The following is a 15182-nucleotide window of genomic DNA, read 5'->3' on the forward strand; positions in this document are numbered from 1 at the left end:
ACCCTACGCGGGGCGTTTGTGATGGAGGGGGCCACCTAATGAAGCGTGACGGCGGGGTGGCGGCGTTGCGCGGTGGGGGCGGAACGGCCCATCCATTTTTTGGCTGAAAATATCCTCGGGGGGTGCGGGGGCGGAAGGCCCCCGCTTCGGTCCGGCACTCCTTCGGGCCGCGGCGGAAATTTCGCGCCATCGGGTCAGATCGCCCTTGATCTCCCCCTCCGGCTGCCGTAGGTGACGACGACGGATCTAGGGGTATAGCTCAGCTGGTAGAGCGACGGTCTCCAAAACCGTAGGTCGCGGGTTCGAACCCTGCTGCCCCTGCCATCCGATCCCCATCCCGAAAATCACCTTTCCGCCAGTTGAGGCCGGGCCTGACAAACTGTCTGGCATGTCTGGCAGGGCACATTGTCGGTCGTGACGCCGTGGTGGGCATGTCTCCATGTCGGGCATGTCCTCAATCGGGGCCGTGCCGATGGTGGACCTTGCGAATGCCAGGGGCGGCGCCCTTCATGCGAAGGCTTGCGCGGCCCGACGGGGCGCACTGGATTTCGTCACCTTGGGGGCTCGCGCCCATCTCCGCCGTGTTGAGAGGCGCTGCGTTGATGCCGTCGTCCATTTGCCGGCCATGTGGTTGTCAGGTGAGGTCGGGCCGCGCGTCAGGGCGGTGGAGCCTGACTGCCGGGGAGGGGAGGCGGGTGGGGGATCAGAGATCCTCGCAGCTGATCGTTGCGCCGGACCTTTGGGTCGGATCGTCACACTGGATGCCTTTGCCGGATCCTGGCGCCGGATCCTGGCCCTGGATCTTCACACCGGATCTTCACACCGGATCTTCACGCCGGATCTTCACGTGGGGGCCGCCGCGCCCTTATGTGCCTTGATCCCGGCCCCGGTTTTCAATATCTGCAGCGGATGACTCTCCGGGTGCATCCGCCCCGGACCCTCCGTTTGCGATCCGAAAGGACCCCGTCCATGGCGAACCCGCTGCAATTCATCCAGCAGACCCGTGCCGAGATCGGCAAGGTCTCCTGGCCCACGCGCCGCGAAGTGCTGCTGACCACCGTGATGGTCTTCGTCATGGCGGCGATCACCTCGATCTTCTTCTCGCTGGTGGATCTGCTGATCCGCTCCGGGCTGACCGGACTGCTGAGCCTCTTCGGCTGATCGCGATCCCCGCGCGGATCCTGTTCGCGACCGGGTGGGCCCGCTTGGGTCCGCTTGGGTCTGCGCCGGGCGGGACGACGCCGGGCGGGATCAGACGGCCGGGGCAGAGGGGGCGAGGAAGAGACGTCGGGGCGGCAAATGCCCCGCGGGCTTGCGCTTTCCGGCTCTTCGCTGTAACCCACGCTCCACTCCCCTCATGTGGCGCGCGGCGATTCGAGTCTCGCGCCGATTTTCTATGGGGGACAGACAGGAATTTTCGGCCCACGGCAGTTGCCGGCAGGGTCGGGTGAATGAAGGGTCGTTGCGACATGGCTAAGCGGTGGTACTCGGTCTCCGTCCTCTCGAACTTCGAGAAGAAGATCGCCGAGCAGATCCGGACGAGCGTGGCCGAGAAGGGGCTCGAGGATCAGATCGACGAGGTTCTCGTTCCGACCGAAGAGGTCATCGAGGTGCGCCGCGGCAAGAAGGTCAGCACCGAGCGCCGGTTCATGCCGGGCTACGTGCTGGTCCACATGGAGATGTCGGACGAGGGATACCACCTGGTGAACTCGATCAACCGCGTCACCGGCTTCCTTGGCCCGCAGGGCCGGCCGATGCCGATGCGGGATGCCGAGGTCAACCAGATCCTGAACCGGGTCCAGGAGGGCGAGGAAGCCCCGCGGACGCTGATCCACTTCGAGATCGGCGAGAAGGTGAAGGTCAACGACGGGCCGTTCGAGGATTTCGACGGCATGATCGAAGAGGTCGACGAGGACAACCAGCGCCTCAAGGTCTCCGTTTCGATCTTCGGCCGGGAAACCCCGGTCGAGCTGGAATTCACGCAGGTCACCAAGCAGGGCTGACCTGGGTGCGGGCGGGGTGACCCGCCAAGGCGGGATGAAATCCCGCCCTACGGGGCTCCGGTCCCGTTCATACGTGGGGGGCGAGGCGGTCGCGACCGTCGGACCTGACCACGCGTAACAGACCCGGAGGGCGCGCCCCGAGGGTCAGGCGTAGGGTGGATGCAATCCACCGTCACTGCGCGATGAACAAGGAGAAGGCCAATGGCCAAGAAACTCGTCGGCAGCCTGAAGCTGCAAGTGAAGGCCGGGCAAGCCAACCCGAGCCCGCCCGTCGGCCCCGCACTGGGTCAGCGCGGCATCAACATCATGGAATTCTGCAAGGCGTTCAACGCCAAGACGCAGGACATGGAGCCCGGCGCGCCGTGCCCGACCGTGATCCAGTACTACCAGGACAAGTCCTTCACCATGGATATCAAGACGCCCCCCGCGTCTTATTATCTGAAGAAGGCCGCCAAGCTGTCCTCCGGGTCCAAGACCCCGGGCAAGGCCACCGCAGGTACCGTGACCGTCGCACAGGTCAAGGAAATCGCGGAAGCCAAGATGAAGGATCTGAACGCCAACGACATCGAAGGCGCCATGCAGATCATCCTGGGCTCCGCCCGCTCCATGGGCATCGAGGTGAAGTAAGATGGCAAAGTTCGGTAAACGTACCCGCGCCGCTCGCGAAGCCTTCGCCGGCAAGGAAGAAGTCACCGTCGAGGAAGCCGTTGCGCTGGTGAAATCCAACGCCAAGGCCAAGTTCGACGAAACCATCGAGATCGCGATGAACCTGGGCGTCGACACCCGTCACGCAGACCAGATGGTCCGTGGCGTGATCGGCCTGCCCAACGGCACCGGTAAGACCATGCGCGTCGCCGTTTTCGCCCGTGGCGCCAAGGCTGAGGAAGCCCAGGCCGCAGGCGCCGACATCGTCGGTGCAGAGGACCTGATGGAAACCATCCAGGGCGGCACGATCGAATTCGATCGCTGCATCGCGACCCCGGACATGATGCCGATCGTCGGCCGTCTGGGCAAGGTCCTGGGCCCGCGCAACCTGATGCCGAACCCCAAGGTCGGCACCGTGACCATGGACGTCGCCCAGGCCGTCAAGGACGCCAAGGGTGGCCAGGTCCAGTTCCGCGCTGAAAAGGGCGGTGTGGTGCACGCAGGCGTCGGCAAGGCCTCCTTCGACGAAGCCAAGCTGGTCGAGAACATCCGCGCCTTCGTGGACGCGGTGAACAAGGCCAAGCCGGCCGGTGCCAAGGGCGCCTACATGAAGAGCGTTTCGCTGAGCTCCACCATGGGCCCGGGCGTGACCGTCTCTGTCGAGAGCGCCACCGGCAACTGATCGGTTCCCGATCCGAAGAACATGAAGGGCGGTCCTGCGGGGCCGCCCTTTTTCTTGTGTGTGGGGAGGGTGGGGATGGTGGGGTGGTTGGGATGGTGGATTGGCATCCACCCTACAGGCCCTCGTAGGGTGGATGCCAATCCACCATGTTCCAGCCGTCACCGTGACCGATCACCCGAAGATGTCGTGGCAGGTATCGTCAAGCTCCCGGCTGGGGTGCTTGGCGGCGGCGAGGGCCGTCTTTGCATCCTTGCCGTCGATCGCGGCGCGGGCCAGGGCGTCGAGGGCATAGGTGCCGACGAGGGAGGTGCCGCGCATGACCTCCCGCGAGAGGGCGAGGACGGCGAGGTAGTCGAGGTGGTTGCCCAGCATGCCGGACCCGTCCGCATCCCCGCCGAGGGCATTGACCTCGCAGGCGGCGACGGAGGTGGAGAGGAACGAGCGGCAGACAGTGGGCCGGGCGTCGTAGGCCCGGCACTGGCGGGTTTCGGGATCGAGCGCGGCACAGGCGTGGGCGTTCCAGCTGCGGCCGTCGGGCTGGCCGGCGAGCGGCGCCAGGGCGGCGTGCAGGCGGCGGGCCTCCGCCTCGGTGATCAGGCCGCCGTCCCCTTCGAGCAGGATGCAGCAGAAGGCGCAGCCGGGCGCGCAGGCGGCATTGGCCAGTTCCGGCGGATTGGTGGCGCGGATCTGCTCGCCGGTGATCGCGGCGAGGGAGGCCGCGGCCTGACCGGAGGCCAGGGCGGTGAGCGTGTCCGAGAGCGGCTGGCCCTGTGCCTCGGCCGTTCCGAGCCAGGCGTCGAGCATGCGGCGCGCGCGGTCCTCGCGGCCCTGGGGCAGGGCGCGGGCCCGGACCTTGCCTAGGCGGGCGCGCAGCACCGCATAGCTGCCGAGGCGCCCCTTCGGCCCGGTGTTGCGCTGGCTGTTGCGCTGGCGGCTGGTCTTGCTGGCACTCATCTGGGGATCCCGTTTCTGTCGCAGGTGCGGAGTATAGGAGGTGGGGCGGTAGGGTCCAGCGGTGGGGGTACGGCGCGGCGGGACGGCGGGGTGCGGCGGGGTGAACCCCGCCCTACGCGTAGGGGGGATGCAATCCACCTTCGGTGGGGCGCCTTTCGCCGGGCAGGGGATGGCGCGAGTTGGCGCGAGGTTTGGTGCGGGGGGCGGCGGGGTGAACCCCGCCCTACGCGTAGGTTGGATGCAATCCACCTTCGGTGGGTCGCCTTTCGCCGGGCGGGGGATGGCGCGAGGTGGCGCGGGGTTTGGTGCGGGGGGCGGCGGGGTGAACCCCGCCCTACGCGTAGGTTGGATGCAATCCACCTTCGGTGGGTCGCCTTTCGCCGGGCGGGGGATGGCGCGAGGTGGTGCGGGGTTTGGTGCGTGGGGTGGCGGGGTGAACCCCGCCCTACGGGGCGGCGGAGATTTGGGGTTCACAAGGGAGGGGAAAAGCCCTAGAAGGCCGCTCGTCAGGGCTTCCGGGATTCGGAATGCCCTGACGATTCGTCCGAGACGGTGGGTGCCGGGGATATGCCCGGCATAATTCCTGCCCGAGGCGGGTAACAACCAGATTTCTTCCGGCAGCTCGCGCAAGCGGCTCCCCGGGACGATCTTGGACGGACCCCGTTTACGGACCCGCTTGCCGGGCCCCGCGCCCGGCGAAACTGAGCCGGAGGGTCACACCTCCCAAATTGGAGTGAAACTGTGGATAGAGCCCAGAAAGAGAAAGTGGTCGAGGAACTCGGCCAGATCTTCGAAAGCTCTGGCGTTGTGGTGGTTGCCCACTACACCGGTCTCACGGTTGCTGAGATGCAGTCGCTGCGTGCAAAGGCTCGTGAAGCCGATGCGAGCGTCCGCGTCGCCAAGAACAGGCTCGCCAAGATCGCCCTGGAAGGCAAGCCCTGCGAGAGCATGGCCGAATTCCTGTCGGGCATGACCGTTCTGACCTATTCCGAGGATCCCGTCGCAGCAGCGAAGGTGGCCGAGGACTTCGCCAAGGAGAACAAGAAGTTCGAAATCCTTGGCGGTGCAATGGGTGAGACGGCCCTGGACCGTGCCGGTGTCGAAGCCGTGTCGAAAATGCCGTCCCGCGAGGAGCTCATCGCTTCCATCGTCGGCTGCATTGGCGCACCCGCTTCCAACATCGCCGGTGCAATTGGCGCCCCTGCTTCCAACATCGCCTCCATCCTGTCCACGATCGAGGACAAGGCTGCGGCGTAAGCAACAGAGAGACCGGCGTAGGGAAGACCTCCCATACGTTGGAACACATCTAGAGATACGGAAAGAAGTCAAATGGCTGATTTGAAGAAACTGGCAGAAGAGATCGTTGGTCTGACCCTGCTGGAAGCACAAGAACTGAAAACCATCCTGAAGGATGAGTACGGCATCGAGCCCGCTGCTGGCGGCGCTGTCATGATGGCCGGCCCGGCAGGCGGCGACGCAGCTGCTGCTGAAGAAGAGAAGACCGAATTCGACGTCATCCTGAAGTCGGCCGGCGCTTCCAAAATCAACGTCATCAAAGAAGTCCGCGGCATCACCGGCCTGGGCCTCAAGGAAGCCAAAGAGCTGGTGGAAGCCGGCGGCAAGGCTATCAAAGAAGGCGTTTCCAAGGAAGAAGCCGAAGAAATCAAGGGCAAGCTGGAAGCAGCTGGCGCCGAAGTCGAAGTCAAGTAATCGACTTTGGTCCGCGCGAGCGGGCTTTGAAATCTGTGAAACGGGCGTCCTTCGGGGCGCCCGTTTTGCGTCCGCGGCCTTCGGGACCGGGGTTGGGCCGGGATTGGGCCTGTGATGGCAGGCTCCGGGCGGGCGCGGGGCGTTGGCGAAATCTTCACGGGTTTCAGGGCCAGGCATTGCGCTGCGGCGCAAGGTGCCCTATTTGGAAGGTTCCGCTGGACCCGTGCGATTCGGGTCTGGCCGTTGTTGCATTCCCGAGAGGTGTTCCCGACCCCATCCAATTCGTCTTTCGCAGGAAGCGACCGGAGCGGGGCAGGTGCCCGGTTTTCGGCCCCTCGGTTTTCGGTCCCCGGTTTTCGGGCCAGCCAGGACGGGATGCATCGGAACTCCAAACAGGATCACGCGGGGCGCGCCTTCCCCAGGATGGGCCGACCGGAAAGCAGAATTCACGGGCTGGGTGCAGGCTTCCTGCGTCCGGCCAAACCTGTCTGGGGACCCTTCTTGGCGAGGGCTTGAGTGGCAAGCCCTCCCCAAGGCGCGGTTCAGCGATCGGGAGGCCACCATTGGGCAGGTGGCCAGGCATTGATCAGAACCCCCTGTTTCGAAAGGGTGTGGTACCGGGAGGCCCCGACGGTATCTTCACCCGCTTGAGAAACGAAAGGTGACGTCAGTCATGGCTCAGACCTACCTTGGTCAGAAACGTCTTCGCAAATACTACGGCAAGATTCGCGAAGTCCTTGAAATGCCGAACCTCATCGAGGTTCAGAAGTCTTCCTACGAACTGTTCCTGAAATCCGGCGACCAGCCCGACCCCGCAGACGGCGAGGGCATCAAGGGCGTCTTCCAGTCGGTCTTCCCGATCAAGGATTTCAACGAGACGGCCGTGCTGGAATTCGTGAAGTACGAGCTGGAAAAGCCGAAGTACGACACCGAAGAATGCATGCAGCGCGACATGACCTACAGCGCGCCCCTGAAGGTCACCCTGCGCCTGATCGTCTTCGATATCGACGAGGACACCGGCAACAAGTCCGTCAAGGACATCAAGGAACAGGACGTCTTCATGGGCGACATGCCCCTGATGACCCCGAACGGGACGTTCATCGTGAACGGCACCGAACGTGTCATCGTGTCCCAGATGCACCGTTCGCCCGGCGTGTTCTTCGACCATGACAAGGGCAAGACCCACTCCTCGGGCAAGCTGCTGTTCGCCTGCCGGATCATTCCGTACCGTGGCTCCTGGCTGGACTTCGAGTTCGACGCCAAGGACAACGTCTATGCCCGTATCGACCGTCGCCGCAAGCTGCCGGTCACCACGCTCCTGTACGCCCTGGGCCTCGACCAGGAAGCGATCATGGACGCGTATTACAACACGGTCGACTACACCTACCGCCGGGGCCAGGGCTGGGTGACCAAGTTCTTCCCCGAGCGTGTGCGCGGCACCCGTCCGACCTACGACCTGGTCGATGCCGACAGCGGCGAGATCATTGCCGAGGCCGGCAAGAAGGTGACCCCGCGCGCCGTCAAGAAGCTGATCGACGAAGGCACCGTGACGAGCCTGCTGGTGCCCTACGACCGCATCGTCGGCAAGTTCGTGGCCCGCGACATCATCAACGAGGAAACCGGCGCCATCTACGTGGAAGCCGGTGACGAGCTGACCGTCGAATACGACAAGGACGGCGAGCCGCTGGGCGGCACCCTGAAGGAGCTGCTGGACGCCGGCATCACCGAGATCCCCGTCCTGGACATCGACAACGTCACCGTCGGCGCCTACATGCGCAACACCATGGCGATGGACAAGAACATGAACCGCGAAAGCGCGCTCATGGACATCTACCGCGTCATGCGCCCGGGTGAACCGCCGACCGTCGAGGCTGCCTCCGCCCTGTTCGACACCCTGTTCTTCGACAGCGAGCGTTACGACCTGTCCGCCGTGGGCCGGGTGAAGATGAACATGCGCCTGGCGCTGGACAAGCCCGACACCCAGCGGACCCTGGACCGCGAGGACATCGTGGCCTGCATCAAGGCCCTGGTGGACCTGCGTGACGGCCGTGGCGAGATCGACGACATCGACCACCTCGGCAACCGTCGTGTGCGTTCCGTCGGCGAACTGATGGAAAACCAGTACCGCGTCGGCCTGCTGCGGATGGAACGTGCGATCAAGGAACGCATGTCCTCCGTCGAGATCGACACGGTGATGCCGCAGGACCTGATCAACGCCAAGCCGGCGGCCGCTGCCGTCCGCGAATTCTTCGGCTCCTCGCAGCTGTCGCAGTTCATGGACCAGACCAACCCGCTCTCTGAGGTGACGCACAAGCGTCGTCTGTCGGCGCTTGGACCGGGCGGTCTGACCCGCGAACGCGCAGGCTTCGAAGTGCGCGACGTTCACGCCACGCACTATGGCCGGATGTGCCCGATTGAAACGCCGGAAGGCCCGAACATCGGTCTGATCAACTCGCTGGCGACCTTCGCCCGGGTGAACAAGTACGGCTTCATCGAAACCCCCTACCGGGTGGTGAAGGACAAGCAGGTCACCGACGAGGTGCACTACATGTCCGCGACCGAGGAACAGCGTCACGTGGTGGCTCAGGCCAACGCATCGCTGGACGCCGAGGGCAAGTTCACCAACGAGATGGTCAACACCCGCCAGGCCGGTGAATACACGCTGACCCCGACCGAAGCCGTCGACCTGATCGACGTTTCGCCGAAGCAGCTGGTCTCCGTCGGTGCCTCGCTGATCCCCTACCTGGAAAACGACGATGCTAACCGCGCCCTGATGGGGGCGAACATGCAGCGTCAGGCCGTGCCGCTTCTGCGTGCGGAAGCGCCCGTCGTGGGCACGGGTATCGAAGGCAAGGTCGCCATCGACTCCGGTGCTGCGATCCAGGCCAAGCGGGCCGGCATCATCGACCAGGTCGATGCCCAGCGTATCGTGATCCGTGCCACCTCCGATCTGGAGCTGGGCGACGCGGGCGTGGACATCTACCGGATGCGCAAGTTCCAGCGTTCGAACCAGAACACCTGCATCAACCAGCGTCCGCTGGTGAAGGTGGGTGACAAGGTTTCGAAGGGCGAGGTGATCGCCGACGGCCCGTCCACCGACATGGGTGAACTGGCGCTCGGCAAGAACATCGTCGTCGCCTTCATGCCCTGGAACGGCTACAACTACGAAGACTCCATCCTGATCTCCGAACGCATCGCGCGGGACGACGTCTATACCTCGATCCACATCGAGGAATTCGAAGTCGCGGCACGTGACACGAAGCTCGGGCCGGAAGAGATCACCCGCGACATCCCCAACGTCGGCGAGGAAGCCCTGCGCAACCTCGACGAAGCGGGCATCGTCTACATCGGTGCGGACGTGGAGCCGGGCGACATCCTGGTCGGCAAGATCACTCCGAAGGGCGAAAGCCCGATGACGCCGGAAGAAAAGCTTCTGCGCGCCATCTTCGGCGAGAAGGCTTCGGACGTGCGCGACACCTCGCTGCGCGTGAAGCCGGGCGATTACGGGACCGTCGTGGAAGTGCGCGTCTTCAACCGTCACGGCGTGGAGAAGGACGAACGTGCCCTCCAGATCGAGCGGGAAGAAGTCGAACGCCTGTCGCGCGACCGTGACGACGAGCTGCTGATCCTGGACCGCAACATCTACGCGCGTCTGAAGGACATGATCCTGGGCAAGACCGCCGTGAAGGGCCCGAAGGGCGTCAAGGCGGGATCCGAGATCACCGAGGAGCTGCTGGGTTCGCTGAGCCGTGGCCAGTGGTGGCAGCTGGCGCTGGAAGACGACAAGGAGGCCCAGATCGTCGAGGCCCTGAACGAGCAGTACGAGGCGCAGAAGCGCGCCCTGGACGCCCGTTTCGAGGACAAGGTCGAGAAGGTCCGCCGTGGCGACGACCTGCCGCCGGGCGTCATGAAGATGGTCAAGGTGTTCATCGCGGTGAAGCGCAAGCTGCAGCCGGGCGACAAGATGGCGGGCCGTCACGGCAACAAGGGTGTCGTGTCGCGCGTGGTGCCGATGGAAGACATGCCGTTCCTGGCAGACGGTACCCCCGTCGACTTCTGTCTGAACCCGCTGGGCGTGCCGTCGCGTATGAACGTCGGTCAGATCCTGGAAACGCACACCGGCTGGGCCTGCCGTGGCCTGGGCCTGAAGGTGGACGATGCGCTGCAGGATTACCGTCGTTCCGGCGACCTGACCCCGGTGCGTGAAGCGATGCGCCTGGCCTATGGCGACGATGTCTACGAAGAGGGCATCGAAGGCATGGACGAGGACATGCTGCTGGAAGCGGCAGGCAACGTCACCCGTGGCGTGCCGATCGCGACCCCGGTCTTCGACGGCGCGAAGGAAGCGGACATCGACGAACGTCTGCGTCGCGCGGGCTTCGACACCTCGGGTCAGTCCGAGCTGTTCGATGGCCGCACCGGCGAGAAGTTCTCCCGCAAGGTCACCGTCGGCATGAAGTACATGCTGAAGCTGCACCACCTGGTCGACGACAAGATCCACGCACGTTCCACTGGCCCGTACTCCCTCGTCACGCAGCAGCCGCTGGGTGGTAAGGCGCAGTTCGGTGGCCAGCGTTTCGGGGAAATGGAAGTCTGGGCCCTGGAAGCCTATGGCGCCGCCTACACCCTGCAGGAAATGCTGACCGTGAAGTCGGACGACGTGGCTGGCCGGACCAAGGTCTACGAAAGCATCGTCAAGGGCGAGGACAACTTCGAAGCGGGCGTTCCCGAGAGCTTCAACGTTCTGGTGAAAGAAGTCCGCGGCCTCGGCCTGAACATGGAACTCCTGGACGCGGAGGACGAGGAATAAGCGGTTCGGACGGCGGGATAAATCCCGCCCTACGTAGGGCGGGGTTCACCCCGCCTTACCCTGCCGCTCTCCCCCTCTCCAATGCTCCCTCTATGAGGAAAGACACATGAACCAGGAACTGACGAACAACCCGTTCAACCCGCTCACGCCGCCGAAGGCCTTCGACGAGATCAAGGTCTCGCTGGCGTCGCCGGAGCGGATCCTTTCGTGGTCCTACGGCGAGATCAAGAAGCCGGAAACCATCAACTACCGTACCTACAAGCCGGAGCGGGATGGCCTGTTCTGCGCGCGTATCTTTGGCCCGATCAAGGATTACGAGTGCCTTTGCGGCAAGTACAAGCGGATGAAGTACCGCGGCGTCGTCTGCGAAAAATGCGGCGTCGAAGTCACGCTGCAGAAGGTCCGCCGCGAACGCATGGGCCACATCGAGCTGGCCGCGCCCGTTGCGCACATCTGGTTCCTGAAATCGCTGCCGTCCCGCATCGGCCTGATGCTGGACATGACGCTGCGTGACCTGGAACGCGTGCTCTACTTCGAAAACTACGTCGTGATCGAACCCGGTCTGACGGATCTGACCTATGGTCAGATGATGAGCGAAGAAGAGTTCATGGACGCCCAGGACACCTTCGGTGCCGACGCCTTCGAGGCGGATATCGGTGCGGAAGCGATCCGGAAAATGCTGGCCAACATCGACCTGGAATCCGAGGCAGAGACCCTGCGTGCGGACCTGGCCGAGGCCACCGGCGAACTGAAGCCCAAGAAGATCATCAAGCGCCTGAAGGTCGTGGAATCCTTCCTGGAATCCGGCAACCGCCCGGAGTGGATGATCATGACCGTGATCCCGGTCATTCCGCCGGAACTGCGCCCGCTGGTGCCGCTGGACGGTGGCCGCTTCGCGACCTCCGACCTGAACGACCTGTACCGCCGCGTGATCAACCGGAACAACCGTCTGAAGCGTCTGATCGACCTGCGTGCGCCCGACATCATCGTGCGTAACGAAAAGCGTATGCTGCAGGAATCCGTCGATGCGCTCTTCGACAACGGCCGTCGCGGCCGCGTCATCACCGGCGCCAACAAGCGTCCGCTGAAGTCGCTGTCGGACATGCTGAAGGGTAAGCACGGTCGTTTCCGTCAGAACCTTCTGGGCAAGCGCGTCGACTTCTCCGGCCGTTCGGTCATCGTGACCGGTCCGGAACTGAAGCTGCACCAGTGCGGCCTGCCCAAGAAGATGGCGCTCGAACTGTTCAAGCCCTTCATCTACTCGCGGCTGGAGGCCAAGGGCCTTTCCAGCACCGTGAAGCAGGCGAAGAAGCTGGTCGAAAAAGAGCGTCCCGAGGTCTGGGATATCCTGGATGAGGTCATCCGTGAGCACCCGGTTCTGCTGAACCGTGCGCCCACGCTGCACCGTCTGGGCATCCAGGCGTTCGAACCCACGCTGATCGAAGGCAAGGCGATCCAGCTGCACCCGCTGGTCTGCTCGGCCTTCAACGCCGACTTCGACGGTGACCAGATGGCCGTGCACGTCCCGCTGTCGCTGGAAGCACAGCTGGAAGCGCGCGTCCTGATGATGTCGACGAACAACGTTCTGTCGCCCGCCAACGGCGCACCGATCATCGTTCCGTCGCAGGATATGGTGCTTGGCCTCTACTACACCTCCATGGAGCGTGAGGGGATGAAGGGCGAAGGCATGACCTTCTCCTCCATCGACGAGGTCCAGTACGCGCTGGACACCGGCGAAGTGCACCTGCACGCCAAGATCACCGCGCGGATCCTGCAGATCGACGAGGAAGGCAACGAAGTCTACAAGCGCTTCGAAACCACCCCCGGCCGTGTCCGTCTGGGCGCCCTGCTGCCGATGAACGCCAAGGCTCCCTTCGAGCTGGTGAACACGCTGCTGCGGAAGAAGGACGTTCAGCGGGTCATCGACACCGTCTACCGCTACTGCGGTCAGAAGGAGTCGGTCATCTTCTGTGACCAGATCATGTCCATGGGCTTCAAGGAGGCCTTCAAGGCAGGGATCTCCTTCGGCAAGGACGACATGGTGATCCCCGACAACAAGTGGGACATCGTCGAAGAGACCCGTGACCAGGTGAAGGACTTCGAACAGCAGTACATGGACGGCCTGATCACCCAGGGCGAAAAGTACAACAAGGTTGTCGATGCCTGGTCGAAGTGCAACGACAAGGTCACCGAGGCGATGATGTCGACCATCTCGGCCGTGCCGCGCGATGAAAACGGCGCGGAAGGCGAGATCAACTCGGTCTACATGATGGCGCACTCCGGTGCCCGTGGTTCTGTCACGCAGATGAAGCAGCTGGGCGGGATGCGCGGCCTGATGGCGAAGCCGAACGGCGACATCATCGAGACGCCGATCATCTCGAACTTCAAGGAAGGTCTGACCGTTCTTGAATACTTCAACTCGACCCACGGCGCCCGTAAGGGTCTGTCGGATACCGCGCTGAAGACCGCGAACTCGGGTTACCTGACCCGTCGTCTGGTGGACGTGGCCCAGGACTGCATCGTGCGTGAGCCCGACTGCGGCACCGACCGCGCGATCACCGTGGGCAACGCGATCAACGACGGTGAAATCGTCGCGACGATCGGCGAGCGCATCCTGGGCCGTGTCGCGGCCGATGACGTGCTGCGCCCCGGCACCGATGAGATCTTGGTCAAGCAGGGTCAGCTGATCGACGAACGGATGGCGGATTCGATCCAGGACGCCAACGTGCAGTCCATGCGCATCCGCTCGCCGCTGACCTGTGAAGCCGAGGACGGCGTCTGCGCGGCCTGCTACGGTCGTGACCTAGCCCGCGGTACGCAGGTCAACATCGGTGAGGCCGTCGGCATCATCGCGGCACAGTCGATCGGTGAACCCGGCACCCAGCTGACGATGCGGACCTTCCACATCGGCGGCGTTGCCCAGGGTGGTCAGCAGTCCTTCATGGAAAGCTCCACCGACGGTATCGTCGAGTTCGAGAACGCCAACCTGCTGGAGAACGCCAACGGCGAGATCCTGATCATGGGCCGCAACATGAAGCTGCGGGTCATGGACGAGCACGGCGAGGAACGCGCCAGCCACAAGCTGGGCTACGGTACCAAGCTGTTCGTCAAGGATGGCCAGGAGATCAAGCGCGGCGACAAGATGTTCGAATGGGACCCCTATACCCTGCCGATCATCGCCGAGAAGTCCGGTAAGGCCCGTCTGACGGACCTGATCACCGGTATCTCCGTGCGTGACGAGACCGACGATGCCACCGGCATGACGCAGAAGATCGTGACCGACTGGCGCACCGCGCCGAAGGGCAACGAGCTGAAGCCGGAGATCTTCGTGATCGACGAGGACGGCGAACCGATGCGGAACGACGCGGGCAACCCCGTCAGCTACCCGATGTCCGTGGATGCCATCCTGTCCGTCGAAGACGGCCAGGAGATCAAGGCCGGTGACGTCGTCGCGCGTATCCCGCGTGAAGGCGCGAAGACGAAGGACATTACCGGTGGTCTGCCGCGTGTGGCCGAACTCTTCGAAGCGCGTCGTCCGAAGGACCACGCCATCATCGCCGAGATCGACGGCTACGTTCGCTTCGGTCGCGACTACAAGAACAAGCGCCGCATCACGATCGAGCCGGCGGATGAGAGCCTGGAGCCCGTGGAATACATGGTGCCCAAGGGCAAGCACATCCCCGTCACCGAAGGCGACTTCGTTCAGAAGGGCGACTACATCATGGACGGCAACCCGGCGCCGCATGACATCCTGGCCATCATGGGTGTCGAAGCGCTGGCGAACTACATGATCGACGAAGTGCAGGACGTCTACCGACTGCAGGGCGTGAAGATCAACGACAAGCACGTCGAGGTCATCGTTCGCCAGATGCTGCAGAAGTGGGAGATCCTCGACAGCGGCCAGACCACGCTGCTGAAGGGCGAGCATGTCGACAAGGTCGAGTTCGACGAGGCGAATGCCAAGGCGGAAGCCAAGGGCCTGCGTCCGGCGAGCGGCCAGCCGATCCTCCTGGGGATCACCAAGGCGTCGCTGCAGACCCGTTCGTTCATCTCTGCCGCCTCCTTCCAGGAGACCACCCGCGTGCTGACCGAAGCCTCGGTTCAGGGCAAGCGCGACAAGCTGGTCGGCCTGAAGGAAAACGTCATCGTGGGTCGCCTGATCCCCGCCGGGACCGGCGGTGCGACGGCCCGTGTGCGCTCCATCGCCGGTGCGCGCGACAACGTCGTGCTGGAAGCCCGCCGCGAGGAGGCCGAACAGGCCGCCGCCCTGGCAGCCCCGGCCGCCGCGACGGACAGCGACTTGGTCGAAACCCCGGAAAACCGGGACTGAGACCACCCGGTCACATGATCTGAGGAAGGCCCCCGGTTTCGGGGGCCT

At 64.0% G+C, this 15182-nt stretch carries 9 protein-coding genes and 1 tRNA gene; 9 read left to right on the top strand and 1 reads right to left on the bottom strand.

The features are described 5' to 3' along the window. Positions 1-248 precede the first annotated feature (248 nt). From AC2IR1_RS04595 to rplA, 5 genes are all read left to right on the top strand, one after another. Positions 249-324, top strand: a tRNA-Trp gene (locus tag AC2IR1_RS04595). Between the two features lie 645 nt (positions 325-969). Beyond that, the gene (gene secE, locus AC2IR1_RS04600; protein ID WP_486475103.1) at positions 970-1161 is read left to right on the top strand and encodes a preprotein translocase subunit SecE; all 192 of its coding nucleotides are present in this window, start codon (positions 970-972) and stop codon (positions 1159-1161) included. 308 nt (positions 1162-1469) lie between these two features. Continuing rightward, complete coding sequence (gene nusG, locus AC2IR1_RS04605; protein WP_486475104.1) at positions 1470-2003, top strand: transcription termination/antitermination protein NusG; 534 nt, start codon at positions 1470-1472, stop codon at positions 2001-2003. A 201-nt stretch (positions 2004-2204) separates the two neighbouring features. Next, positions 2205-2630 carry a 50S ribosomal protein L11 gene (gene rplK, locus AC2IR1_RS04610; protein WP_486475105.1) on the top strand — a complete coding sequence of 142 codons (426 nt, stop codon included), beginning with the start codon at positions 2205-2207 and terminating at the stop codon, positions 2628-2630. Between the two features lies 1 nt (position 2631). Beyond that, on the top strand, positions 2632-3330 hold the full coding sequence (rplA, locus tag AC2IR1_RS04615; RefSeq protein ID WP_486475106.1) for a 50S ribosomal protein L1: 699 nt from the start codon (positions 2632-2634) through the stop codon (positions 3328-3330). A gap of 171 nt (positions 3331-3501) precedes the next feature. On the opposite strand, the gene AC2IR1_RS04620 is transcribed toward rplA, so the two are convergent. Further along, positions 3502-4284: a YkgJ family cysteine cluster protein gene (locus AC2IR1_RS04620; RefSeq protein ID WP_486475107.1), complete on the bottom strand. Its 783-nt coding sequence runs from the start codon at positions 4282-4284 to the stop codon at positions 3502-3504. Positions 4285-5025: 741 nt separating this feature from the next. Between AC2IR1_RS04620 and rplJ the strand changes: the two genes are divergently transcribed. The 4 genes from rplJ (at position 5026) to rpoC (ending at position 15134) form a co-directional block, all read left to right on the top strand. Then, positions 5026-5541 carry a 50S ribosomal protein L10 gene (rplJ, locus tag AC2IR1_RS04625; protein WP_486475108.1) on the top strand — a complete coding sequence of 172 codons (516 nt, stop codon included), beginning with the start codon at positions 5026-5028 and terminating at the stop codon, positions 5539-5541. A 72-nt stretch (positions 5542-5613) separates the two neighbouring features. Further along, positions 5614-5994 (top strand): 50S ribosomal protein L7/L12, encoded by a 381-nt coding sequence (gene rplL, locus AC2IR1_RS04630; protein ID WP_486475109.1) that lies wholly within the window; start codon positions 5614-5616, stop codon positions 5992-5994. Between the two features lie 673 nt (positions 5995-6667). Next, entirely contained in the window at positions 6668-10804 is a 4137-nt protein-coding gene (gene rpoB, locus AC2IR1_RS04635) for a DNA-directed RNA polymerase subunit beta (protein ID WP_486475110.1), read from the top strand. 106 nt (positions 10805-10910) lie between these two features. Further along, complete coding sequence (rpoC, locus tag AC2IR1_RS04640) at positions 10911-15134, top strand: DNA-directed RNA polymerase subunit beta' (RefSeq protein WP_486475111.1); 4224 nt, start codon at positions 10911-10913, stop codon at positions 15132-15134. Positions 15135-15182: the final 48 nt, after the last annotated feature.

The organism is Pseudooceanicola sp. NS-SX8, from assembly GCF_057380755.1.